The 24,273-nt window shown below is 60.9% G+C and carries 23 protein-coding genes and 1 pseudogene; 13 read left to right on the forward strand and 11 right to left on the reverse strand.

Features of this window, described 5'->3' with window-relative positions; all coding sequences use genetic code 11:
- From HK26_RS13470 to HK26_RS07455, 3 genes and pseudogenes are all read right to left on the reverse strand, one after another.
- A pseudogene (locus tag HK26_RS13470) lies at window positions 1-383 on the reverse strand (hypothetical protein); the annotation flags it as partial.
- Between the two features lie 76 nt (window positions 384-459).
- The gene (locus HK26_RS07450; RefSeq protein ID WP_086639208.1) at window positions 460-1,272 is read right to left on the reverse strand and encodes an NAD kinase; all 813 of its coding nucleotides are present in this window, start codon (window positions 1,270-1,272) and stop codon (window positions 460-462) included.
- Between the two features lie 36 nt (window positions 1,273-1,308).
- Window positions 1,309-2,538: a glycosyltransferase family 4 protein gene (locus tag HK26_RS07455; RefSeq protein ID WP_086639209.1), complete on the reverse strand. Its 1,230-nt coding sequence runs from the start codon at window positions 2,536-2,538 to the stop codon at window positions 1,309-1,311.
- A 99-nt stretch (window positions 2,539-2,637) separates the two neighbouring features.
- Between HK26_RS07455 and HK26_RS07460 the strand changes: the two genes are divergently transcribed.
- The 4 genes from HK26_RS07460 (at window position 2,638) to infC (ending at window position 7,067) form a co-directional block, all read left to right on the forward strand.
- On the forward strand, window positions 2,638-3,465 hold the full coding sequence (locus HK26_RS07460; RefSeq protein WP_180539429.1) for a tetratricopeptide repeat protein: 828 nt from the start codon (window positions 2,638-2,640) through the stop codon (window positions 3,463-3,465).
- The gene (locus HK26_RS07465; RefSeq protein ID WP_086639210.1) at window positions 3,462-4,388 is read left to right on the forward strand and encodes a glycosyltransferase family 9 protein; all 927 of its coding nucleotides are present in this window, start codon (window positions 3,462-3,464) and stop codon (window positions 4,386-4,388) included. Before HK26_RS07460 ends, HK26_RS07465 begins: the two co-directional genes overlap by 4 nt.
- Window positions 4,389-4,442: 54 nt before the next feature.
- Window positions 4,443-6,374 carry a threonine--tRNA ligase gene (gene thrS / locus HK26_RS07470; RefSeq protein WP_086639211.1) on the forward strand — a complete coding sequence of 644 codons (1,932 nt, stop codon included), beginning with the start codon at window positions 4,443-4,445 and terminating at the stop codon, window positions 6,372-6,374.
- A 156-nt stretch (window positions 6,375-6,530) separates the two neighbouring features.
- Window positions 6,531-7,067, forward strand: a complete 537-nt coding sequence (gene infC, locus HK26_RS07475; protein WP_086639212.1) for a translation initiation factor IF-3 — start codon at window positions 6,531-6,533, stop codon at window positions 7,065-7,067.
- Window positions 7,068-7,170: 103 nt separating this feature from the next.
- Here the strand turns inward: infC and HK26_RS07480 are convergent, their stop codons facing one another.
- The 5 genes from HK26_RS07480 to HK26_RS07500 form a co-directional block, all read right to left on the reverse strand.
- Window positions 7,171-7,902, reverse strand: a complete 732-nt coding sequence (locus HK26_RS07480) for an SIMPL domain-containing protein (protein ID WP_086639213.1) — start codon at window positions 7,900-7,902, stop codon at window positions 7,171-7,173.
- The gene (locus HK26_RS07485; RefSeq protein WP_143296314.1) at window positions 7,899-8,261 is read right to left on the reverse strand and encodes a hypothetical protein; all 363 of its coding nucleotides are present in this window, start codon (window positions 8,259-8,261) and stop codon (window positions 7,899-7,901) included. Before HK26_RS07485 ends, HK26_RS07480 begins: the two co-directional genes overlap by 4 nt.
- Before the next feature lie 89 nt (window positions 8,262-8,350).
- Window positions 8,351-9,760 (reverse strand): HAMP domain-containing sensor histidine kinase, encoded by a 1,410-nt coding sequence (locus HK26_RS07490; RefSeq protein WP_086639215.1) that lies wholly within the window; start codon window positions 9,758-9,760, stop codon window positions 8,351-8,353.
- A 17-nt stretch (window positions 9,761-9,777) separates the two neighbouring features.
- Window positions 9,778-10,455, reverse strand: coding sequence for a winged helix-turn-helix domain-containing protein (locus HK26_RS07495; RefSeq protein WP_025826699.1), 678 nt, complete (start codon window positions 10,453-10,455; stop codon window positions 9,778-9,780).
- 83 nt (window positions 10,456-10,538) lie between these two features.
- Window positions 10,539-11,639, reverse strand: a complete 1,101-nt coding sequence (locus tag HK26_RS07500; protein ID WP_086639216.1) for an AI-2E family transporter — start codon at window positions 11,637-11,639, stop codon at window positions 10,539-10,541.
- Between the two features lie 157 nt (window positions 11,640-11,796).
- On the opposite strand from HK26_RS07500, the gene HK26_RS07505 reads away from it, so the two are divergent.
- Window positions 11,797-13,008, forward strand: coding sequence for an MFS transporter (locus tag HK26_RS07505; RefSeq protein WP_257640915.1), 1,212 nt, complete (start codon window positions 11,797-11,799; stop codon window positions 13,006-13,008).
- Between the two features lie 107 nt (window positions 13,009-13,115).
- Here the strand turns inward: HK26_RS07505 and HK26_RS07510 are convergent, their stop codons facing one another.
- Window positions 13,116-15,008 (reverse strand): ABC-F family ATP-binding cassette domain-containing protein, encoded by a 1,893-nt coding sequence (locus HK26_RS07510; protein ID WP_086639217.1) that lies wholly within the window; start codon window positions 15,006-15,008, stop codon window positions 13,116-13,118.
- Window positions 15,009-15,148: 140 nt separating this feature from the next.
- On the opposite strand from HK26_RS07510, the gene ndk reads away from it, so the two are divergent.
- On the forward strand, window positions 15,149-15,571 hold the full coding sequence (gene ndk / locus HK26_RS07515; protein WP_025826705.1) for a nucleoside-diphosphate kinase: 423 nt from the start codon (window positions 15,149-15,151) through the stop codon (window positions 15,569-15,571).
- 221 nt (window positions 15,572-15,792) lie between these two features.
- Complete coding sequence (gene hpnR / locus HK26_RS07520) at window positions 15,793-17,334, forward strand: hopanoid C-3 methylase HpnR (RefSeq protein ID WP_086639218.1); 1,542 nt, start codon at window positions 15,793-15,795, stop codon at window positions 17,332-17,334.
- A gap of 12 nt (window positions 17,335-17,346) precedes the next feature.
- On the opposite strand, the gene HK26_RS07525 is transcribed toward hpnR, so the two are convergent.
- Window positions 17,347-18,033, reverse strand: coding sequence for a hypothetical protein (locus HK26_RS07525; protein WP_086639219.1), 687 nt, complete (start codon window positions 18,031-18,033; stop codon window positions 17,347-17,349).
- Window positions 18,034-18,173: 140 nt separating this feature from the next.
- Between HK26_RS07525 and HK26_RS07530 the strand changes: the two genes are divergently transcribed.
- Complete coding sequence (locus HK26_RS07530; protein WP_025826709.1) at window positions 18,174-18,386, forward strand: heavy-metal-associated domain-containing protein; 213 nt, start codon at window positions 18,174-18,176, stop codon at window positions 18,384-18,386.
- Between the two features lie 186 nt (window positions 18,387-18,572).
- Window positions 18,573-18,839: a hypothetical protein gene (locus HK26_RS07535; protein ID WP_051544101.1), complete on the forward strand. Its 267-nt coding sequence runs from the start codon at window positions 18,573-18,575 to the stop codon at window positions 18,837-18,839.
- Between the two features lie 18 nt (window positions 18,840-18,857).
- On the opposite strand, the gene HK26_RS07540 is transcribed toward HK26_RS07535, so the two are convergent.
- Window positions 18,858-19,421 (reverse strand): HNH endonuclease, encoded by a 564-nt coding sequence (locus HK26_RS07540; RefSeq protein WP_025826712.1) that lies wholly within the window; start codon window positions 19,419-19,421, stop codon window positions 18,858-18,860.
- Window positions 19,422-19,610: 189 nt separating this feature from the next.
- Here HK26_RS07540 and gluQRS point away from each other — a divergent pair, with 189 nt between their 5' ends.
- The 4 genes from gluQRS (at window position 19,611) to HK26_RS07560 (ending at window position 24,215) form a co-directional block, all read left to right on the forward strand.
- Window positions 19,611-20,609 (forward strand): tRNA glutamyl-Q(34) synthetase GluQRS, encoded by a 999-nt coding sequence (gluQRS, locus tag HK26_RS07545; RefSeq protein ID WP_086639220.1) that lies wholly within the window; start codon window positions 19,611-19,613, stop codon window positions 20,607-20,609.
- A gap of 218 nt (window positions 20,610-20,827) precedes the next feature.
- Window positions 20,828-22,030 carry a pyridoxal phosphate-dependent aminotransferase gene (locus HK26_RS07550; protein WP_086639221.1) on the forward strand — a complete coding sequence of 401 codons (1,203 nt, stop codon included), beginning with the start codon at window positions 20,828-20,830 and terminating at the stop codon, window positions 22,028-22,030.
- A gap of 3 nt (window positions 22,031-22,033) precedes the next feature.
- Window positions 22,034-23,239 (forward strand): pyridoxal phosphate-dependent aminotransferase, encoded by a 1,206-nt coding sequence (locus HK26_RS07555; protein WP_086639222.1) that lies wholly within the window; start codon window positions 22,034-22,036, stop codon window positions 23,237-23,239.
- A 61-nt stretch (window positions 23,240-23,300) separates the two neighbouring features.
- A complete protein-coding gene (locus HK26_RS07560) occupies window positions 23,301-24,215 on the forward strand; it encodes a DMT family transporter (RefSeq protein ID WP_257640916.1) in 915 nt (304 codons plus the stop codon).
- Window positions 24,216-24,273: the final 58 nt, after the last annotated feature.

Here is a 24,273-nt window from a genome sequence, read left to right on the forward strand (position 1 = left end):
GCAGGAGCAGGAGCAGGAGCAGGAGCAGGAGCAGGAGCAGGAGCAGGAGCAGGAGCAGGAGCAGGAGCCTGTGTGGCCGTGTGTGCTGTGGCTGTCGGCGCTTGTGGCTTCTGGCTGTTCTGGGCTGGAACGCTGGCCTGCACGGGTTTGGCTGTGGGTGCCTGTGTGGTCTGGGCCGGGCGTGGCGCGGTGCGGCGCGGGCGGGCGGGAGCACTTTCTTCCCGGTTTTGCGTGGCAGCCGGGCGGGCCGGGGCCTCTGGGCTGCTCAGGCTGTCGAGTGCCTGCGCATTGGTGGTGATCTGGGCCTGTGCCGTGCCAGCTTCAAGCAACCCTGCGGCGCAGAGCAGGGAAAGACGGCACGAAAGGGAGAGCATTTTTTTCATTACGGTGCAGACTAGCCCAGAAGGTGGCAGGGATAAAACGGGGTATGCTGGCATAGCGCGGCAAAAATGCGCGCACTCATGCAGAAAACTGCTCTTCGGCAATACGTTCGGAGAGTGTCTGCCCCGGATCAAACAGCAAGGTTACGGTCAGGTTGCGGTCTTCGCGCACCTGTACGGAGGTAACGTCGCGCACTTCTACCGAATCGGCCACGGCGGCTACGGGTCGTTTTTCCGATTCCATAACCGTAAAGCCGACATGCGCGGTTGAGGGCAGCAGGGCACCCCGCCAGCGGCGCGGACGAAAAGCGCATATGGGGGTCAGTGGCAGCAGATTGCCCGAGAGTGGCACAATCGGCCCGTGGGCTGAAAGATTGTACGCGGTGGAGCCTGCCGGGGTTGCCAGTAGCGCGCCATCGCAGATCAGCTCGGGTACGCGGACCAGCCCATCCACATCAATGCGCAGCTTGGCCGCCTGACGGGTCTGGCGGAACAGATACACGTCATTGAGTGCAAGGGCCTCGTGCGTTTCGTTGTCACGGGTGGTGGCGGTCATGCGCAGTGGGTGCAATGTGGCGGCCTGCGCATGGAAAAGCCGTTCTGGCAGGTCTTCCTCGTTCATCGGGTTCATCAAAAACCCGACGGAGCCGCAGTTCATGCCATAAACCGGGGCGGTCAGCTGTGTTTCCAGCACCACGCGCAGGGTTTCGAGCATAAAGCCGTCCCCGCCCAGACAGACAATAATTTCCGCATCCCCCGGATGGCAGTTGCCATAATGCGCAACCAGCCGGTCCAGCTCGGCCCGCGCCTCATGCGTGGGGGCGGCCATGAAGGCGAGCCTGCGCGGTGTCTGGGCAAAAAGGGGCTGCGTGGAGGGGGGTGCGGCACTCATGCTCTGCCCTGTGGGTGGGGGAAGGGAGGAAGTGTCTTACCCCGCAAGGTCGTGGTCCTGAAAGGGGGCAGGCGCATTTTTGGTGAGGAGAAAGTCCGGGGCAAGCTGTGTGCCCAGCACCTCGTCATACACAGCCAGTGTGGCATGTTGCATGGCCTGTGTCGTGTATTGTGCCAGTACGGCCTGCCGGGCGGCCTCGCCCATGCTGGCAAGGGTTGCGGCTGGGGCGTTCAGCACCGCGAACATGGCATCCGCCAGTTCTTCCACATGATTGGGGGGGACGGACAGGCCCGTTACGCCGTGCTCCACTGTCTCGACCGCAGCACCGTGGTGCGAGACAATAACAGGGCGGCACATGGCCTGAGCCTCCACCACAACACGGCCAAAGGGCTCGGGGCGCAGGGAGGGAACAAGCACCATGGTGGCCAGCGCCATGGCGGCGGGCATGTCCTCGCAATGTCCGGCAAAGCGGATTCTGTCGTCCAGTCCAAGGCTGCTGGCCAGTTGCGTCAATGCGCCCACGTAGCGCCCGTCTTCCCTGTCGGACCCGGCAAAGACGCAGTGCCATGGCTGCTCTGGCAGGCCCGCCTCCAGTTGGGCCAGAGCCTGTAGAACAAGGGACTGACCCTTCCATGCGCTCAGTCTGCCGGGCATGAGAATAATGGCCGAGCCTGCGGGAATGTTCCATTGTTCGGCAAGGTGGTGCATGCGCTGGCCGCTGACCGCATGGGGGCTGAACTGCTCTATATCCGCCCCGCGTGGAATAACCCGCAGCCGCTCGGGCGGGACATGGTACTCCTGCCTGAGCATCCGCCCGATATGAGCGCTTATGGCAATGACCCTGTCTCCGCTGGCCAGTACGGAGTTGTAGAGTTTTTTACCCGGTATGGTGTTGGCATGCACCCCATGCCATGTGGTGACAAACGGTGTGTGGGTGCGCCGGCATGCCAGTCTGGCCGTCCATGCGGGAATACGCGAGCGGGCATGCACCAGAGCAACATTGTGCTCGCCCAGCAGGCGCGCCAGCATGCGGGCATTGCGCAGGACGTGTGCTGGGTTACGACTGCCACAGTCGGGGAGGGTGATATGCTCCGCCCCAAGACTCCGCAGTAACGGCACAAGGCGTCCACCGCTGCTGGCGACCAGCGCCCTGCCTCCGGCCTGTGTAATGGCCTGTGCCATTTCCAGCGTGCCACGCTCCACACCGCCCTGCTGTAAAGCGGGCAGAATTTGCAGAATAACAGGAGGATTTAAAAAACTGGCCATGCTGCTCCTCTTACCATGCAACAACGCAAAAGTGCCATATTCTGAACACGCTAGGTCCGCGCTTGACCAATACGGACCAGAGTTTGCTATGGATGATGTATGAAAGCAGCTTTTTCCACGCGTCGGTCCCTGCCTTGCATGCTGGCTGGCGCTGTTGTTCTGGCGGGAACATCTTCCATGGAAGGTGTTGCGCAGGCCCGCACGCAACAGGCGTCGGGGGAGGGAAAGCAGGTCTGGTCCGTGACCACCTGCATGGCCATGATCGGGGATGACCCGTACGGCGCGCGTGATTACGCATTGGACTGGCAGCACCATGGCGGCGGGCGCGATGCCCGGCACTGCCACGCACTGGCCCTGCTGGAGGCGGGGGATGAGGACACAGCCGCGCGGGAGCTGGATGATCTGGCCCACCAGACGGCCCAAAAGGGGGACAACATGCCCCCGGCCCTGCGCGCCATCGTGGAGGAGGAGGCCGCAGAGGCCTGGCTTGCTGCCGGGGTGCCCGCCAAGGCACAGGCCAGTGCGGATTTTGGTCTTTCGGTCCAGCCGGGCAATCAGGGGTTGCAGGTTGCGCGGGCGCGCAGCCTGCTGGCCCAGAACCGGGCGGACCTTGCCGAGCAGGAGCTGACAACCCTTGTGACCCGCCAGCCCGGCACGGCGCTGGAGGCCTACATCATGCTGGCCGAGGCCGAGCGTAAAATGGGGCGGCTGGAACAGGCCATGCAGCATGTCACCCACGCGCTTGGTGTTGCCCCCGACAATGCCGCCGCCCTGCTGGAGCGCGGTATTATCCGCGAACGCAAGGGGGATGCGGCAGGGGCGCGGCAGGACTGGCAGAAAGTGCTCGACCTGTCCCCCGACAGCCACGAGGCGGACATGGCCCGGCAGGACCTTGCCGTCATGGCGGCGGACCCCGATTCCCCATGACCCGCGGACAAGGGGAGGAACCACAGCGCATTCTGGTAATCCGGCTGAGTGCGCTGGGGGATTTTGTGCAGAGCTTTGGCCCGTTTGCAGCCATAAGGCGCGCGCACCCCAACGCCCGGATTACCCTGCTGACAACCCGCCCCTTTGTGGAGCTGGCCCGCCTTGCCCCGTGGTTTGACCATGTGGAGGTGGACCACCGCCCCCGCTGGACCGACCTTGCTGGCGTGCTGGCCCTGCGCTGCCAGTTGCGGGGGTATGACCGGGTTTACGATTTGCAGACATCGGGGCGCACGGCACGGTATTTCTGGCTGGCGGGCAGGCCCGTCTGGTCGGGTCATGTGGCGGGGGCGGCCTTCCCCCATGCCAACCCGTGGCGCAACATCATGCACACAAGGCCCCGCCAGCGCGACCAGTTGCGCATGGCCGGAGTTGCCCCGGTGGACCGGCCAGACCTGTCTTGGCTTGTGGAGGGTGGGCCACACCTGCCTGCGCCCTATGCACTCCTTGTACCCGGCGCGGCCCCGCACCGCCCGCAAAAACGCTGGCCTGTAGAGCATTATGGCCAGTTGGCGGCCCTGCTGGCGGAGCGCGGTATTACGCCTGTTATTGTGGGGAGTGCCGCAGAGCAGCCGCTGGCTGCGGCAATTATGCAGCACTGCCCGCAGGCCCGCGACCTGACAGGCCAGACCAGCCTGCCAGAGCTGGCAGGGCTGGCCGCACGCGCATGGGGCGCTGTGGGGAATGATACTGGCCCCATGCATCTGGCGGCGGAGGTTGGTTGCCGCTGCCTTGTGCTGTTCTCACGCGCCAGCACACCCGCACGCACAGCACCTTTGGGCTACAGGCCGGGGCAGGTGGAGGTGCTGTGGGCGCGTGATCTTGCATTCCTTTCGCTCCAGAGGGTTGCAGCCGCGCTCTGGTAGCGCCATTAAACATCCTTCGTTTTTATTTTCTGCACCCTTCTGGAGCTTGCACCCATGCCCGCTATCACCCTGCCTGACGGTTCTGTTCGTAGTTTTGACGGGCCAGTCACGGGCACTACGGTGGCGGAATCCATCGGTGCAGGGCTTGCCAAAGCCGCACTCGCCATGGAGGTGGATGGGCAGCTGAGCGACATCCGCCAGTCCATCAAGGCTGATGCCAAGGTCCGCTTTATTACTAAAAAAGACCCGGAATCGCTCGAACTGATCCGCCACGATGCGGCTCATGTGCTGGCCGAGGCCGTGCAGGAACTGTTCCCCGGCACGCAGGTCACCATTGGCCCGTCCATTGAACACGGGTTCTATTACGATTTTTTCCGTGCCGAGCCTTTTACACCCGAAGACTTTGCCGCGATCGAAGCCAAGATGAAGGAGATCGTGGCAAGGGCGGAGCCGTTTGAGCGCGAAGTCTGGCCACGGGATGCCGCTATTGCGTTTTTTGAGGAGCGTGGCGAGTCGTTCAAGGCCGAACTGATCCGTGACCTGCCCGAGAGCGAAGATATTTCCATCTACCGTCAGGGCCAGTGGCTGGACCTGTGCCGTGGCCCGCACCTGCGCACCACAAAGGATGTGGGCACGGCGTTCAAACTCATGAAGGTGGCCGGGGCTTACTGGCGGGGTGACCACCGCAACCCCATGCTGACCCGCGTGTACGGCACCGCCTGGCGTGACCAGAAGGAACTGGACGCATACCTGCTCCAGCTTGAGGAAGCCGAAAAGCGCGACCACCGTCGCATCGGGCGGGAAATGGGGCTGTTCCATTTTCAGGAAGAAGCCGTCGGGCAGGTGTTCTGGCACGCCAAGGGCTGGCGTGTGTACTCCGTATTGCAGGATTACATGCGCCGCGCACAGACCCGCCACGGGTATCAGGAGGTCCGCACCCCCCAACTGGTCGACCGTGGCCTGTGGGAGGCATCGGGCCACTGGGACAAGTACCGCCACCACATGTTTGTGGCCACGGTGGAGGATGAGGACAAGACCCTTGCCCTCAAACCCATGAACTGCCCGTGCCATGTGCAGATCTTCCGCCACGGCCTGCGCTCCTACCGTGAGCTGCCGCTGCGTATGGCGGAATTTGGTGCCTGCCACCGTTACGAGCCATCGGGCGCTCTGCACGGGCTGATGCGTGTGCGCGGCTTTACGCAGGATGATGCGCATATCTTCTGCACCGAAGACCAGATTGCGGCCGAGACCGTGCAGTTCGTGCAGATGTTGCATGAAGTGTATCAGGACCTCGGGTTCGAGCATGTGCGCGTCAAGTTTGCCGACCGCCCCGAGCAGCGCGCCGGGAGCGAGGCCGTGTGGGACAAGGCCGAGGCAGCCCTGAAGGAAGCCTGCTCCGTGGCGGGGGTTGAGTACGAGTACAATCCGGGTGAGGGCGCGTTTTACGGCCCCAAGCTTGAATTTGTGCTGCGTGACGCCATCGGGCGGGACTGGCAGTGTGGTACCTTGCAGGTGGACCTTGTGCTGCCCGAACGGCTGGATGCCAGCTACGTGGGCGAGGACTCGGCCAAACACCGTCCGGTTATGCTGCACCGTGCCATTCTGGGCTCGTTCGAGCGGTTCCTTGGTATTCTTATCGAGCAGCACGCCGGGCGCTTCCCGCTGTGGCTGGCGCCTGTGCAGGTGGTTGTGGCCTCCATTGTCAGTGATGCAGCACCCTATGCGCAGGAGGTGGCCGCAGCCCTGCGCAACGCCGGTCTGGTGGCCGAGGCCGATACACGGAACGACAAGATCAACGCCAAGGTGCGCGAGCACAGTGTGGGCCGCGTGCCGGTTATTCTGGTTGTCGGGCGGCGCGAGGCGGAGGAAGGCACAGTGGCCATGCGCCGCCTTGGTTCGCAGGCGCAGGAGGTACTCCCCCTTGCGCAGGCCATTGCAACACTGGGACTGGAGGCAACACCCCCCGATTTACGCAAAAAAGCGTGAAGCAGGCCGGGTTTTTGTGGCAATGCTGCAATGCCCCTGATTTATTGCATGGACCGCTTGATAAAGAGCGGAGAATTGCGCACATACTACACGCAGGCGGGCGCACCGGATGACGGTGCCCCTGTTTGTTTTTGAAATGAATTACAGGAGCCGACCATAGTCAGATCCCCTTACCCCGCGGCGCCCAGCAAAGAAGGGCCGCGTGTGAATGAAGAAATTCGTGTGCCGCAGGTTCGCCTGATTGATGAAACAGGCGAAATGGCGGGCGTTATGTCCGTGCGTGATGCGCTGGCCCGTGCCTATGGCGTCGGGCTTGATCTGCTGGAAATCAGCCCGAATGCTGAGCCGCCGGTTGTAAAGATTCTGGACTACGGCAAGTTCAAATACGAGCAGCAGAAAAAGCGCAACGAAGCCAAAAAGAAGCAGAAAGTCATTGAGATCAAGGAAGTCAAGGTTCGTCCGAATATCGACGAAAATGACTATCAGGTCAAAATGCGTGCTGTAAAAAGCTTTATTGGCGACGGCGACAAGGTCAAGGTCACACTGCGGTTTCGTGGGCGCGAAATGGCGCATCAGGAACTGGGGATCAAGGTTCTGGAGCGGATTCGGACCGAAATTGACGAGTTGGCCAAGGTGGAGCAGATGCCCCGTCTGGAAAACCGTCAGATGATTATGGTGCTTGCACCACGCTAAGCGTCATTCCAATTGGACTGGCTATAAAAAACCGCCCGGGGGTCTCCCTCGGGCGGTTTTTTTGTGCCGTATCTGCCGGGTTGGGGTTTAGGGCAGCAAGCGTTCAGGGGCCTAAAAGAACCGTGGCGCGCAGGTCTGCCCGCACGGTCTGTTCTTCTGCCGTGCTGGAGGGGCTGTAACTGGCGGAATCAGCCACACCTGCGGCCGCACGGAGCATAACGGGCATAGGGTGAGGGTAGCCTTGGTCAGAAACACTGACCTGCATAAACCGCGCCACATGCAGCCCGAGCGAGGCTGCCAGTGTGTCGGCCTGTTTTTTAAGTTCCTCTACGGCTTTTTTCTCTGCTTCGAGGAACAGGGCCTGCCGCTTTTCATCCGAGAGGGACCATTCCAGACCTTCCAGAATAAAGCCCTGTGCCTGTAACTGGCCGGCTAGCGGCAGCAGGTTGGTGCCGTTTGTGGCCGAGAATGTCAGGGTCTGGCTGGCGGTCCAGTATGGGCGGGCTTTTTCTGGCCGGGTCTCGTACACCGAGTACTGGAGCACTGCGGCTTTGATATCCGTATTTTTGGCGGCCTCATCCGTGGCTTTTTTAACCATGGCGTTGACGCCGGTCTGGGCGGAGGCTGCGCTGCGGTTCTGGCTTTCGGCGCGGAAATGCGCGCTCAGCTTGTCTGGTGTGGCCTGTGTTGTGCCTGTTGCGTGGATTTCCAGCCGGGTAAAGGGTTCCGTGCTGCTCTGGGCATGGGCAAGGGGGGCAAAGGTCAGGCCGAGCACGCCCGAGGTCAGGGCCAGCGCCAGCCGGGCTGTGGAGTAAACACGGGTTGGGTGTGTCAAGACGGTGCTCCTTCGGCATTCATTAAGGCGCGGCGCAGGCGGACCAGCCCCAGGCGGACATGCCCTGTTTCGCACAGGTTCATGCCTTCTTTTTTCAGGCTGGTGATGGCGGCGGAAGGGGAGGTGTCCGGGTATGTCTCAACCAGATGGGCCAGCTCAAGACAGAACGAGAGACTGTCGGATGTGACAATCACAGGGGTGGAGAGCCTGTCGGATGGAAAAAAATGCCAGCCAAAGGGCAGGCCGGTAGGCACATGCAGGTTACTGGCAAGGGTAACGGACCCTCCCGTAACAACGCAGGCCATAGCTAGGGCCAGAACCAAAGGTAAGCGGAGCTTCATGGGATCACTAAGAAACATAAATCAATGTTATTTCAACTAAACTCTCTCTCGAAAACGATCTATTGACGTTAATAGTTTCTGGTCATGATTGAAGAATGACGTAATTTTTAGATTTGGCCGGGCAGATCATACGTGGCTGGCACGTCAATGGTCACCGCAAGGCCGGGGTTGTTGTGGCTCAGCAGCAGGGTTCCGCCGTGCAGTTCCACAATGGCCTGCACCAGTGCCAGCCCAAGGCCCGAACCCGGTGTGTGGCGTGCCCGCTCGGCGCGAAAAAAGCGTTCGGGGGCGCGGGCAAGATCGGCCTCGTTCATGCCAATGCCGCAGTCCACGACCGTAATGCGTAGAGTACCTGCCTGCTCCCGGTCGGAGGGAATACTCCATGCACTCAGGCTGATGGCGCCGTGTGGAGGGGAGAACTTTATGGCGTTGTCCAGTATATTGGCCAATGCCTGCTGGAACATGGCCTGATCGCCCCAGAATGGCAGGTGGGCGGGCAGGTCGGTCCGCAGTTCAAGCCCATGCTCCTCGGCCACGGCTTCGTACAGCTCCGCCATGTCGCGCAGGGTGGTGGCCAGATCGAATATGGCAAAGGCCGAGCGGCGGGTGCCTGCCTCAATCTGGGCAATGCGCAGCAGCGCCTCGCAAATGCCGGTGACGTTGTCCAGATTGATCACAGCCTGATCAATGGCTGCGCGCAGGGCCTGCTCGTTTGTGGCGGAGCAGGCTGCATCCTCCAGCTCCGCACGGGCGCGGGCAATGGGGGTGCGCAGGTCGTGCGCAATGGAGTTGGAAACCTGTTTGACCCCGTCCATCAGCCGGGTAATGCGGTCGAGCATCTGGTTGATGGTCAGGGCCACGTCATCCAGCTCATCCCCCATGCCCGATACGGGAATGCGGCGTGACATATCGCCTTGGGTAATGGCCAGCGTGGTGCGGTTGATGGAATGGATGATCTGGCGGAACAGCGTACGCACGACCCAGCCGCCCCCAACTGCGAGCAGCCCGACCATAAGGCAGGTCCAGAGCATGGCGTCGGTGAGCATACGCTGGATCTGGGTACGTTCGCTTATGTCGCGGCCGATCAGCAGGTGGTAATTGCCCTGTAGGCTCCATACCCGGACCTGAGCAAGGTTGAGTTGGCCATCACGCAGGACAGGCAGTGTCTGCCAGCTCAGGTTGGGGTCCAGCCGTGCGGGCCAGTGGGCCAGATTGCCAGCCAGCAGTTTATTGTCTGGTCCGCTCAGCAGGTAAATGGCGTTATCGTCTATATCCTGCGCCAGACGGTTGCTGATCAGGTTTTCCAGCCCCAGAACGCCCTCATGCGTCCATTCGGTGAGCATGGCGTGGGCGTCCAGAGCAATGGAGTGGCGGACGCGCTGGTCCAGCAGTCCAATGGTGCCCCACCATACAAAAGACAGGAACATGACTGCGGAGATGATAAAAAGGGCGCTGTAAACAACGCCAAAGCGCAGGCTGACCGATTGTATGCGGACCTTGCTGAAATTGGCCTGCATAAATCGCTGGAGAGCCCTCATTCCTGCAGCATGTATCCGGCGTTACGGATGGTATGCACCAGAGCATGCTCGAACGGCTTGTCTATTTTTTGCCGCAGGCGGGAGATGTGGACGTCAATCACATTGGTCTGCGGGTCAAAGTGGTAGTCCCACACCCCTTCAAGCAGCATGGTGCGGGTAACCACCTGCCCGGTATGGCGCATTAAAAACTCCAGAAGCCGGAATTCGCGCGGCTGGAGGTCTATTTTCTGCCCGCCCCGGCGGACCGAGCGGGAGAGCAGGTCAATTTCCAGGTCGCTGACGGTCAGCTTGGTCAGGGGCTGGGCCTCGTTGCGGTTGCGGCGCACAAGGGCTTCCAGCCGGGCCTGTAGCTCGGAAAAAGAGAAAGGCTTGCTGACGTAGTCGTCCCCGCCTGCTTTAAGCCCGGCCACTTTTTCATCCACATCTGCCAGCGCGGACAGCAGGAGTACGGGGGTCATGTTGCCCTCGCGGCGCAGGGTTTCCAGAATATGGAGCCCCTCCACCCCACCGGGCAGCATGCGGTCGAGAATGATGACGTCAAACTTGTCCTGGCAGGCAAGGCTCAGCCCCTGTCTGCCGTCTGCTGCTTGTTCGACCAGATGACCCGCTTCCGCCAGGCCCTTGGCGACAAAGTTACGGACCGTTTGATCATCTTCTATTAGAAGAACACGCATAGACAGACCCCAGATTATCCAAACGGATTACGAAATTCTTACAAGAAATATATGTTCTTGTCACGGCTTAGTGCGGAAATGTTTCATATACGGTCTGTTTCGGCTAGGGGTTTTGTGAGGGAATCGAGTATTGCCAGCAAAACCGCCGTAAGGGGGGAGGCAAATATCAGCCCGGGGAAGCCCAGAATGGCACCAAACAGGGTCTGGGACAGAACAGTCAGGGCTGGTGGCATCTGCACCGCATGGCGCTGGATAACGGGGGCCAGCACGTTGCCTTCAAAAAACTGGATCACGCTGTAGAGCACGGCCACCATAATGGTCTCCCGCGTGCCAAGGGAGAGTGCGAGGAGCAGTGCGGGAACAGCGCCCATGATCGCGCCAATATAGGGTATGAAATTACACATCCCCGCCAGCACGCCCAGTGCGAGCGCTAAAGGCACGCCAATAAACCACAGTCCTATGCCCGAGAGCGTGCCAACCACCAGCATGTCCAAAGACTGGCCCGCAACCCATGCCCACAGGGTCTGGCCCGCGCGCAGCAGCAACTGGCGGATGATCGGCCGCCGCTCGGGGGGGACCAGCCGCAGCAGGCCGTTGGCGTAGGTGGCAGGGGACATGGCAAAATACAGCCCCGCAATCAGCACGACCAGCAGTGTGCCAATGGCGCCAAAGGCAGAGCCGAGGATACCTGTCATGGAGCCTGCAATGCGCGAGCCAAGGGAGGCCAGCCCGCTATCCCCTCCCGTATGGTGCCCCCCGAGCGAGGCAGGCAGATAGTTCAGAATCATCTGTCCGGTCGGGGTGCCTTGCAGGGTGTCACGCAAGGCCATTTCCTGCTGGCGGAGGGCCTCTTGCAGGCGGATTGCCTCGCTCACAATGGACGGCCCGCTGTTCCATACCAGCAGACCCGCGCTGGACAGCAGGGCCAGCACCACAATGGACAGCGCCCAGCCGTGTGACAGCCCAAGGTGGCGGCGCAGGATGTTGGACAGGCCATAAAGCACCACCGCGCATAGTACGGAGGCAAACACCACCATCAGCACGTCACCCAAAAGCCAGATGAGCAGGCCCATGCACACAGCCCCCGCGCACAGGCGCAGAATGCGGGCAATGTGTTCGGGGCCAAAAGCGGGGGTGTCCGGTCGTGACGTGTGGGGGGGAGGAAAACCGCTATCGGATGACATGCAAGAAAACTCTTTCAGGATCGGGGGAGGCTGTGTAACGGCTGTCCGCTCATTCTGTGTGTAAGCACACGACTTATTACTTTTTTGTGTAGTCTTATCCATTCTGGCGCGGATGTGAGAAGACATTTCTTTGATAGTTGCAGGAGCACGAACGGACATGTCTGGCGGGAACGATGGGGGACTGGCGGCTGCCTCCAAGGCCATTCTCGCTCTGGCGGTGGGCACTTTTGCCATCGGCACGGGGGAATTTGCGGCAATGGGGCTGCTGCCCCAGATGGCGGACAGCATGCACGCCAGTATTCCCCGCACAGGGGAGGCCATTTCGGCCTACGCTCTGGGTGTGGTGGTGGGCGCACCTGTTGTGTCGGTCATGGCGGCGCGGATGTCGCGCAGGCAGTTGCTGGTGCTGCTCATGGCATGGTTTGCCGTGACCAATGCGTTGGGCACCCTTGCTGGCACGTTGGGCATGCTTGATCTGGCGCGGTTTGTAACCGGGTTGCCACATGGCTCCTTTATGGGGGTTGCTGCCCTTGTGGCGGCCGGGCTGGTGGAGCGTGGTTACCGTGGGCGGGCAGTGGGGCGTGTTTTTTCGGGCCTGACCATTGCCAATGTGGTGGGGGCTCCCTTTGCAACTTATGCCGGGTCCTATTTTGGCTGGCGGCTGTCCTACCTGTTTATCGGCCTTATTGGGGCGCTGTGCTGCCTTATGGTGCTGGCATGGGTACCTTATGACCCGCCAAACAGGGCGCGCTCGGCCCTGTCGGAGCTGGGAGCCTTTTCGCGCAAGCAGGTCTGGTACGTCATGGGTACGGTGGCTGTGGGCTGTGGTGGCATGTTTTGCGTGTACACCTATTTTTCCGTGACTTTGCAGGACGTAACCCATGTGCCGTTATGGGGGGTGCCGCTTTTTCAGGCGCTCTGGGGTGTGGGCATGTGTTCGGGCGCATGGGCTGGCGGGCATCTGATGGACAAGAACCTTAAATGGGCGACCATTTCTGCCTTTTTGTGGAATGCAGCAGCACTGGGCCTGTTTGCGCTGGTTGCGCATTCGGTATGGCTGACGGCTCTGGCCGTTTTCATGCTCGGGGGTGGCATTGCCATTGGCCCGGCCATGCAGGTGCGCCTGATGGATGTTGCAGCCGATGCGCAAACCCTTGCCGCTTCCATGAACCACGCTGCCTTCAACCTCGCCAATGCCATTGGGGCATGGCTGGGTGGGGTGGTGCTGGCCGTGGGTTTTGGGCTGGAAGCCACGGGCTGGGCAGGTATGGCGCTCTCGCTTGTGGGGCTGGTGCTCTTTTTGCTCTCGTTGCAGGTGGAAGCGCGTGACGCCAGCAAGGCCGCAGCCGTGGATGGGCAGGTCGGATAAGAACTTGGGCTGCAAGGAGTGCTTTGCAGCCCAAGTTGTGCGCTCACGCAGGTGAGGGCCGTTGTGCCGGAATGGTGCGGGCCTTTGTTGCGAGGGCAGCGCGCGGCTTAGGGCTCGCTGGTGGCGGCTTCTTCCATTTCCGCTTCCGCGGCCAGCCAGCGTTCCTCGGCTTCAGCTTCGTCCTTGGCAATGGCGGCCAGACGTGTGTTCAGGCGGGTCACTTCCGCCGCCTTGCCATCTGCATACAGGGCCGGGTCGGCCAGAGCGGCCTCTAGCTTTGCGCGCTCGCTTGCCAGCTTGGCCAGCTTGGCCTCTGCATCCTTGGCAATTTTGCGTAAGGGGGCCAGTGCTTTGCGCGCCTCTGCCCGGTCGCGCCGGTCATCCTTGCGGCTTTGCTGCCCGGTACTATCCTGCCGTGGGCGGTTGGCGGCGCGGGCGCGCTCAAGCAGCCATGTGCGGTATTCGCTCATATCCCCTTCAAATGGGGTCACGTGGCCATCTGCCACCAGCCAGAGCCTGTCTGCCACCAGTTCCACCAGATGGGGGTCATGGCTGATCAGCACCACAGCGCCTTCAAAATCGGCCAGAGCGCGGATCAGCGCATCGCGCGCGTCGAGGTCAAGGTGGTTGGTGGGTTCGTCCAGTATCAGCAGTTGCGGGGCATCACGCGTGGCAAGGGCGAGCAGCAGGCGGGCTTTTTCCCCCCCCGAGAGGTCTTTGACTGCGGTTTCCGCCCGGTCCGCGTCCAGCCCAAAGCGGGCGAGCTGGGCGCGTACAATGGGTGGGGTGGCCTTGGGCAGGGCGCGCGCCATATGGGCAATGGGGGTTTGGTCCAGATGCAGTTCCTCGGTCTGGTGCTGGGCAAAATAGCCCACCTTCAGCCGTGGGTTGCGCTCCACATCGCCCGACAGGGCGGCAAGCCGCCCCGCGATCAGCTTGGCCAGTGTGGATTTACCGTTGCCGTTGGCCCCCAGCAGGGCAATGCGGCTTTCCATGTCCAGCCGGAAGGAGAGGTTCCCCAGCACTGGCTTGCCGTCATACCCCACGCTGGCGCGATTGACGCTGAGGATGGGGGGCGGAAGCTGTTCTGGCTCGGGGAAGGCAAAATGCGCTGCGGTGTCTTCCACCACGGCGTCGATCACGGGCAGTTTTTCCAGCGCCTTGATCCGGGCCTGCGCCTGCTTGGCTTTGGTGGCCTTGGCACGGAAGCGGTCAACAAAGGACTGCATATGCGCACGGCGGGCGGCTATTTTTTCGGCCTGCCGGGTTTGCTGCAAGGCCTGCTCGGTGCGGATTCGCACAAAATTTTCATATCCGCCGGGGGTCAGGTTCAGCTTGCCACGCTCAAGGTGGGCAATGGCGTCCACGCAGGAGTCCAGCAGCCCCCGGTCATGGCTGACAATCAGGGCCGCTCCTGCGAATCGGCGCAGCCAGTCTTCCAGCCAGAGTGTGGCCTCAAGGTCCAGATGGTTGGTTGGTTCGTCCAGCAGCAGCAGGTCGGGTTCCAAAAACAATGCCGTGGCAAGTGAGACGCGCATACGCCACCCACCAGAAAAATCGGACACGGGGCGCATCTGCGCTTCCGCGCTAAAGCCCAGCCCCGCCAGAACGGCCCCTGCGCGTGCAGGCGCACTGTCGGCTCCAATGGCGCGCAGGCGCTCGTGTATTTCGCCCAGACGCATGGGGTCCGTGGCCTGTTCGGCCTCTGCCAGCAGGGTTGTGCGCTCTACGTCCCCCGCCAGAACGGTTTCCAGCAGATTGGCCCCATCTGCCGGGGCTTCCTGCTTGACGCGGGCCATGCGCGCGCGTGAGGACAGGCGGATGTCCCCACCATCGGGGGTAATGTCCCCCGCAATGGCGGCCAGCAGGGTGGACTTGCCAGCACCATTGCGCCCGACCAGACCGACCTTGCGGCCGGGGTCGATGGAAAGGCTCGCCTGGTCCAGCAGAACGCGGCCAGCCATGCGCAGACTAAGGTTGGAGATGACAAGCAGGCTCAACGCAACTCTCGTTTCTTGTGGAATAATAGATTACATTCTGTGTGGTACCTACCAGCCAGCGCCGATATGCTCTAGATGGAAACGCTGAACATCCGCCTGAACAGGGTGGATATCCGCGTTTACACCCGAAGGAGGGCCTTATGGCTAAAGAACGTACCCTGTCCATTATCAAGCCGGACGCAACCCGTCGCAACCTGACCGGCAAGATCAACGCCGTGTTTGAAGATGCAGGCCTGAGCATTGTCGCCCAGAAGCGCGTGCAGCTTTCCCCCGCTGTGGCTGGCGCTTTTTACGCGGTTCATAAGGAACGCCCTTTTTATAACGACCTCGTGTCCTTCATGATCTCCGGCCCGGTTGTGGTGCAGGTGCTCGAAGGCGAAAACGCTGTTGCCAAGAACCGCGAAGTCATGGGTGCAACCGACCCCAAAAAAGCCGACCCCCAGACCATCCGCGCCCAGTTTGCTGAAAGCATTGAAGCAAACTCCGTGCATGGTTCCGACAGCGCGGAAAACGCTGCAAACGAAATCCGCTTCTTCTTTGCAGAAACGGAAATCCTGCCCTAATTCTGGCAGAGCACACCCCGGCGTTGTGCCTTGTGCATACGTCGGGGCCGCCAGAATGGCGGTTAACCGCCAAGCCAGACGTCTTGCGCATGGGAGATACCCGGCGGCAAGGCAGGGCAAGCGGCGACCTTTCTTATATAAACATTTCTTATGCTCCCGCGTTATGGGCAGGGTGGAACGACATGCGTGTTCCCCGCCCGCAGTAGGCAGAAAGGAATGTCATGAAAGTTCTGGCGGTTCATCCCAGCGCCCTGATGTACACCAAGGTTTTCCTGCGGCTGGAGCCGCTGGGGCTGGAGCTGGTGGCCGGTGCTGCGCGGAATGCCGGACATGACGTGCGCATTATCGACCTGCAGGCCGAAACGCACGAAGATTACTGGAAGCTGGTTGAGGAGTTCCAGCCGGACGCCATCTGCTACTCCGGCAGCTACCTTGCCAATGTGCCCGAAATTCTCGATCTGTGCCGTGAAACCCGCTACCGCTTTCCGCTGGTGTTCCAGTTTATTGGCGGGCACTCCGTCTCGTTTATCGCCAGAGACGTGCTTGAGCTGTCCGAAGGGTCGGTCAACTGCATTCTCAAGGGCGAGGGGGATGCAACCGTTGGCCTGCTGCTTGAGGCCGTGCAGAATGGCACAAATATTCTGGATGTCCCCGGTACGGTGACGCTGGATGGGGAAGGCCCGCCCCCCATTTTTGTCAAATCCCTTGATGAGGTGCGGCCCGCGCGTGACCTGCTGCGCCACCGCAACAAATACTTTATTGGCACGCTGGACCCCGCTGCCTCCATTGAATTTGCCCGTGGCTGCCCGTGGGACTGCACATTCTGCTCGGCATGGACCTTTTACGGGCGCTCCTACCGTACGGCCAGCCCGCAGGTGATTGCCGACGAGCTGGAGGAAATCAAGGAACCCGGCATCTTTATTGTGGATGACGTGGCCTTTGTGCACGAAGAGCACGGCATGGCCATTGCCGATGAAATTAAGAAGCGGGGCATTAAAAAGGAATATTACCTTGAAACCCGCGCAGACGTTTTGCTGCGCAACAAGGAGGTGTTCAAGGTCTGGAGCGAGATCGGGCTGTCCTACATCTTCATCGGCATGGAAGCGGTGGATGAGGAAGGGCTTAAGCAGTTCCGCAAGCGCGTCTCGCTCGACAAGAACTTTGAGGCACTGGAATACGCCCGCTCGCTGGGGCTGATTGTGGCCATCAATATTATTGCCGATCCGTCATGGGACCGTGCGCGGTTTGAGGCGGTGCGGCAATGGTGTCTGGAAATTCCTGATATTGTGAATATTTCCGTCACCACGCCGTATCCGGGGACGGAAATCTGGCACAAGGAGGCACGCCGCCTGACCACGCGTGACTACCGCCTGTTTGATATCCAGCACGCGGTTCTGCCCACCACGCTGCCTTTGCCTGAGTTTTATGAAGAACTGGTCAAAACCCAGCAGGTTCTCAACACCAAGCATATGGGCTGGCAGGCACTCAAGGACACGGCGGGCATTGCGGTCAATCTGCTCAAGAACGGGCAGACCAATTTTGTTAAAATGCTGTGGAAGTTCAACTCGGTGTTCAATCCCGAATTGCAGCTTGCCGACCACCAGCGCCCTGCGCGCTACCTTATGCCCGTGCAGCCCGATGCGGTGGACAAGATCGACCGCAATGACCTGTACGTGCACGGCCCCGGTGGGCGCAAAACCCGTGCGCTGGACGATGCGACCGAAACCTTTGTGGATAAAACCCGCATGGGGGAAGAGGCCTGAGCAGCCTTTAATTTACAACGCAGTCTGGTGGGGTGGCGGGCCAAAGGCAAATGCCTGCGGGGTATAGGTCTCCACCACCAGACTGAATGGCGTGCCCGCGTGGGTGCGTAAAAGGGCCACGTGCCGGAACAGGTGGGGGGGCAGGGCCAGTGGTTGGCTCTGCGGTGCGCCCGGTACCGTGCCGTGCAGGAGCTGCTCCTGCATTTCCCACAAATCCGGTAGGGGGGACCACAGCGTTTCGCGCCGGATAAGCTGGCGGGTAAAACGCAGGGGGGAGACAACACGGCCAAAAGGTGTGTCGGTCTGCTCCAGTGCCTGAGTCATGGACTGGCTCAGGCGGTTTGTTACAAACCAGTTTTCCGCCTCCGAGTACGTGTGCGTGGTCCCCATCAGGCGAATTTTGCGGTAGCCGAGACCCTGCCCTGTGTGCGGGGTGGGCATGTCCAGCGTTGCCAGCAGGTCGGCTGGGCAGGGGCGTGGGGGGCTTGTTACGCGCTCGGCCCGCAGGGCTTCCTGCCCGCATAGCAGCTTATGCGCCCTTAGCCAGTGTTCGAGCGTTTGTGTGGCGCTGTTTTCGGCCAGCAGGCGGTTTTCCATCTGGTTGATCAGGCTTGCCAGCATCAGCCGGTGCAAAAAACTGTCCTGCCAGACGGAGGGCAGGGGGGCTGTTGTCGGGGCGGGGGGCTTAAAGTCGGGCATGCGCTGCTTATATCATGCTTTGGGGCTGGGTGCGGCGGCACATCTTCTGTTTCGCATCAAGGGGGAGTTGCGTTATGGAAGAAACGGGATGACCGTGTAAAAGCGCCATTCAGGAATTTGACAAAAAGGATGTAAACGCAATGAGCCAGACGACAGCAAGCTTCATGGTCGAAGGGATGACGTGTGATGGTTGCGTTTCTTCCGTAAAACGTGCGCTGGCAGCAATTGATGGCGTGGACGGCACGGATGTCAATCTGGCCAATGGTGAGGTCAAGGTCACATACGACCCTGCACGTGTTGGTGTTTCCTCCCTGCGTGACGCCATTCGTGGAGCGGGTTACGAGGTAAGCTGAACAGGCCCATGCCTGCCATGCAGCCAGCGGAAAGGGGGCGTGAGTTGTGGCCTCTGGCTGTTGGCTGGTGGACATGGCACCATGGCCTGCACCGGAGCAACCGGTGGTAGCAAGACCGCCCGATGGGCGGCAACAGAGGTAAGCTGGTCCGTGACGCTGAAAACAAACAAATTTGCTCTGGGTGTAATGGCGGCGGGGGGGCTCGTGCTGGCCGGATGCTCGTCCGAGATCGGGCGCGTACCCATGCTGGATACGGATATAACCTGCCTGCACAAGCAGATGGCAGGGCCTATGTTCCTGAGCTTTCCACTGGCGGCCAATACCTGCCAGCGCATGAGCAACGGCGGGTTTGTACTGGGCGAGTCCAAGGCCAAGCCGCTTCCGCTCAACCTCAAGGGCGCGCCTGATTTGCAAAAACTGGCGGATGAATACGGCTATACCTACACCCGCTAGAGCGGGCGGGGTATGGGCCTAACCTTCCAGTTCCGCATCCCAGTATAAATAGTCCCGCCAGCTTTTGTGCAGGTAATTGGGGGGGAATGCCCGCCCGTTTTCCTGCAACTCCCATGATGTGGGGCGTACGGGGGTGCGGCGGGGCAACATGCCAATATGGTGGGGCATGTGCGGGCCTTTGCGCAGGTTGCAGCAGCCACAGGCGGTTACCACGTTTTCCCAGCTTGTGCGCCCGCCCTTGCAGCGGGGAATAACATGGTCAAATGTCAATTCCTGCGTGGGGTGGCGCTCCCCACAATATTGGCAGGAAAAATTGTCCCGCAAAAAAACATTGAACCGTGTAAACGCCGGTTTGCGCGCTGCGGGCACATAGTCCTTGAGGGCAATCACACTGGGCAGGCGGAATGCCTGATTGGGGGAGTGGACTTCCATGTCATATTCACTCAGGACCGAAACCCGGTCGAGGCAGACAGCCTTTATGGCATCCTGCCACCCCCATAGTGAGAGGGGGAAATATGAAAGTGGTCGAAAGTCTGCGTTCAGAACAAGGGCTGGGTAGTTCAGAGTACTGCCATCGGCCAAGACGTGTCTCCCCGTTTGCACGAGAACACAGTTCCAAGGGGGTCAAAACAACTCAAGCCGACCGCCATCAGAAGTGCGTCGTCGAGATCATTACCGCAAGGAGTATTGCAGACGTCTTCCAGCGTGGCAAGAAAATGCGGGGCAATAGTAACGGATATTTGGTGACCTTATGCATTTGGTAAGATCAGTATGACTATTCGATTACAGTACTGTGACCATTATAAAACAGAATGGGTTACACGTTTTGCCCCCAGCCCCACGGGGGCGTTGCATCTGGGCCATGTGGCGTCCGCCCTGTTCGGGTGGACTCTCGCACGTCCAGCAGGGCAATGGCTGGTGCGGATGGAGGATATAGACCCCCAGCGTTGCAAACCTGCCTTTGCTACCGCCATTTTGGATGATCTGGCATGGCTGGGTCTGCTGCCCGATGGGCCGGTGCTTTACCAGTCTGCCCGCATGGCGGTCTATGGCCATGTGCTGGACAGGCTGGAGCGCATGGGGGTGCTATACCCCTGCTTTTGCACCAGATCGGACATCGCGCGTGAGAGTGCGGCCATGTTCTCCGCCCCGCATACCGCGCCTGATGGCTCGGTGCTCTACCCCGGCCGGTGCCGCACGCTTGGAACTGCGGAGCGGTTGCGGCGGATGGAGGCAGGGCAGCCCTATGTGCTGCGGCTGGATATGGCGCGTGCCATGGCCCGTGCCAGAGAATATGCAATGTCCCCCGTGGGCAGGCCGGGGGCGGATGGTACGGGGGTTACAGGGCAGGGGAGCGCTTGCGGGGGTGTGGCAGATGCCGCATGGCCGCTGACTTACCATGACCTGAATACTGGCCTGGTCCCCTGTCAGCCCGAACTGTTTGGAGATGTGGTGCTCGCCCGGCGCGACGTACCCGCATCCTACCACCTGTGCGTCACATGCGATGATGCTGCTCAGGGCGTCACGCTGGTGACAAGGGGGGAGGACCTGCGCCCCGCAACCAGCCTGCACCGGCTGTTGCAGACCCTTATGGGCTGGCCTGCGCCGCATTATGCGTTCCATCCCCTGTTGTGCAATGCACAGGGGCGTCGCCTTGCCAAGCGTGATGGTGCTCTTGCCGTCAGCGCCATGCGTGAGAGCGGGATGAGTGCGGAGCAGGTGCGCAACAAGGCCATGTTTGCGGCCCTGCCACAGGCTGGCGCACCATAGGCAACCCCCGCCCCACAGCCCATGACCCGCGTTTTTGCATGACAGGGAATGGACCCGCGCAGAACAAAAAAGACAGAGCAGGTGGAATCTCCGGTTCCGCCCTGACCGGAAGAGGATTACTGTGCGCGCCGTAGCAGTGTATCCGCGCCGCAAGATGGGCTTTTTGGCCCGCCCGGACGGCGGGGGTGCTTGAATATTGAGTCGGAAAGTAAAAAACCATGAGCCTTGTTGCTGACCGCCTGAACAGGATCAGCCCCAGCCAGACCATTGTCATTTCAACGCGTGCACGTGCGTTGAAGGCAGAGGGGCGGAACATCATCAGCCTTTCCGCTGGTGAGCCGGACTTCAACACCCCCGACAACATTGCTCAGGCGGCTGTAAAAGCCATTGCCGCGGGCCAGACCCGTTACACGGACGTGGCGGGCACACCCGAACTGCGCAAGGCCGTGGCTGAGCGCTTCCGCCTTGATAGCGGGCTGGACTACACGGCGGAGGAAATTATTGTTTCCACCGGCGGCAAGCAGATCATCTACAACGCCATGATGGCGACCCTGAACCCGGGGGACGAGGCCATTATCCCCGCTCCGTGCTGGGTGTCCTACCCCGATATTGTCACGCTGGCTGAAGGCGTACCCGTTGTGGTGCCCTGCAAGCGTGAAAACGGGTTCCGGCTGAGTGCGGATGAGCTGGAGGCGGCCATTACGCCACGCACAAAGTGGCTCTTCCTCAACTCACCTTGCAATCCTACCGGGGCTGCCTATTCGGCTGAGGACCTGCGCCCGCTGTGCGATGTGCTGCTGCGCCACCCGCATGTGTGGATTTTTACGGACGATATTTACGCAAAGCTGGTGTACGATGGCTTCCGCCCCGCAACATTCGTGGAGGTGGAGCCGCGCCTGCGCAGCCGTACCCTTACCATGAATGGCGTGTCCAAGGCCTATGCCATGACCGGCTGGCGCATTGGCTTTTCCGGCGCTCCGGTGGAACTGACCAAGGCCATGAACAAGCTGCAGGGCCAGTCCACCTCCAACACGTGCTCCATTGCGCAGGCCGCTGCGGTGGAAGCCCTGAGCGGGCCGCAGGACTTTATCCAGACCATGGTCGACACCTATCAGGGGCGGCGTGACATGGTGGTGAGCATGATCAATCAGGCCAAAGGCATGGAATGTGCCGTGCCGCAGGGGGCGTTCTACGTCTTCCCCTGTATTGAAAAATGCCTTGGCAAAACCTCCCCCGGTGGCAAGCTTTTGCAGACGGATGAGGACTTTGTAACCGCCCTGCTGGAAGAGGAAGGTGTGGCTGCGGTTCATGGCTCAGCCTTCATGTATCCGGGGTATATGCGTATTTCCTACGCAACGGATACGCAGAGCCTGCGTGATGCCTGCACACGCATCCAGCGTTTTTGTGAAGGCCTGCTGTAAGCCATGCCACGGAGTTTTGCACGCCGTCTGGACGGTCTGCCCGCCCCCGCAACCATAGAGATGGCGCGGCGCGCCCGTGCTCTTCGGGCGGAAGGCAGGCCGGTTATCTCCCTCGCACTGGGGGAGCCGGATTTTGCTACGCCCCCCGCTGTGGTGGAGGCCGCTTACAAGGCCGCACGGGATGGGCAGACCAAATACCCGCCCGTGGATGGCACGCCCGCGCTCAAAGCTGCCATTGCCCGCAAGTTTGTGCGCGAGAGCGGGCTGGACTACACGCCTGAGCAGATCATGGTCTCCAACGGCGGCAAGCAGGTCATCTTCAACGCCTTTATGGCGACGCTGAATCCGGGGGATGAGGTGGTAGTGCCAACACCCTACTGGGTCAGCTACCCCCTTATTGCCCGTATGTTCGGGGCAACGCCGGTCTTTGCTCCATGCCAGGAGGAGGACGGGTTCCGGCTCCGGGCGGACGTGCTGGCGCAGGCGCTAACACCGCGCACACGCTGGGTTGTGCTGAATTTTCCCAATAACCCGACTGGGGCGATCTGCCCGGCTGGGGATATGGCGGAGATAGCCGAGGTTCTGCGCGCATACCCCGATGTCTGGATATTGTCGGACGAGATCTATGAGCATCTGGTGTTTGACGGGGTGCGCTCGGCCTCCATTGCGGCTGTGGCGCCAGACCTCAAGGAGCGCACCATTACACTCAATGGTGTGTCCAAGGCCTATGCCATGACCGGCTGGCGTGTGGGGTTTGCCGGTGGTCCGGCAGACCTGATTGGCGCCATGCGGGGTGTGCAGGGGAATGCAACATCAGGTGTGTGCACCATTGCGCAGGCGGCGGCTGCTGCTGCGCTGGATGGCCCGCCAGACCTTGTGGCCACAATGGTGGAGACATACAGCCGCAGGCGGAGTGCTGTGGTGGAAGCCCTGCGCGCGGTGCCGGGCCTGACCTGCGCCATGCCAGAGGGCGCGTTTTATGCCTATCCCGGTGTGGCGGCCTGTCTGGGCCGTACATCCGCAGGTGGACAACGGATAGAAACCGACCACGACTTTGCTACCGCCCTGCTGGAGGAAGAGTTCGTGGCGACTGTGCCCGGCTCGGCCTTTGGGCAGTCCCCCTACCTGCGTCTGTCCTGCGCAACATCGGATGATGTGCTGGCCGAGGCCTGCACGCGTATGGCGCGCTTTGTAAGCGGGTTAAAATAAGACCTGACCCGAATAAAACAGGCCCGCAACCGCCAGCCGGTTCGGGCCGGGAGCACCTGACTTGCCCGACCAGTCCCTGCCTGTGCGGGAAAAAATAGCGTTCCGTGCCTTCTCGCGCGAGGAGGGGGCGCTGGTCTGTATTACTGTCCTGTGGGGCGTTACGTTTTTGGTCGTGCATACGGCCATGCGCTACACGGGGGCCATGTTTTTTGTAGGGCTTCGCTTTACCACGGCGGCCCTGCTTTGCATGCTGCTGTTCCGCCGGCTGCTGCTGGACCTGACCTTGCGTGAGGTCCGTGCGGGGGCATGTGTGGGGGTGGCCATTTTTTTTGGCTATGCGCTGCAAACTGTGGGGCTGGGGAGTATTGCCAGCAGCCAGTCCGCTTTTATTACAGCCATGTATGTGCCTGTGGTGCCATTTTTGCAGTGGTTCTTCTTCCGAAAGCCCCCGCACCTTATGGTCTGGCTTGGGGTGCTATTTGCTTTTTGTGGTCTGGTGCTACTAACTGGGCCACAGGCCATAACCCACCTGCGCCTCCAGTTTGGTGAGGTCATTACCCTTGTCAGCACCATAGCCATTGCCATGGAGGTCGTGCTGATCAGCCGCTTTGCCTCTCCTGCCATCAATAGTTTTCGGGTCGCTATTGTGCAGTTGGTTGTTGCTGGTTTTCTGGCTTTTGCCGCCATGCCCGTTATGGGGGAGCATGTGCCAGCCTTTGCATGGTGGTGGGCTGTGCCCGCGCTGTGCCTTGGGGTTATGAGTGCCGTGATCCAGCTGGTTATGAACTGGGCGCAAAAAACGGTCTCGCCCACGCGGGCCACACTCATTTACGCGGGCGAGCCTGTGTGGGCGGGGCTTGTGGGGCATCTGGCGGGGGATGCCCTGCCTTTGCGCGCACTGCTTGGCGGAGGCATGGTTATTCTGGGCGTGTTAACCAGCGAGATACGCCTGCCACGCAAACGCACGCGGGAGTGAGGGCTTGCATGGTCCGCCATGTTTTGGTGGGTATGTGGGGAAGGGCTGTTTGCAGGGT

It is taken from the genome of Acetobacter okinawensis (assembly GCF_002153655.1).
Taxonomy (GTDB): Bacteria; Pseudomonadota; Alphaproteobacteria; order Acetobacterales; family Acetobacteraceae; genus Acetobacter; species Acetobacter okinawensis_A.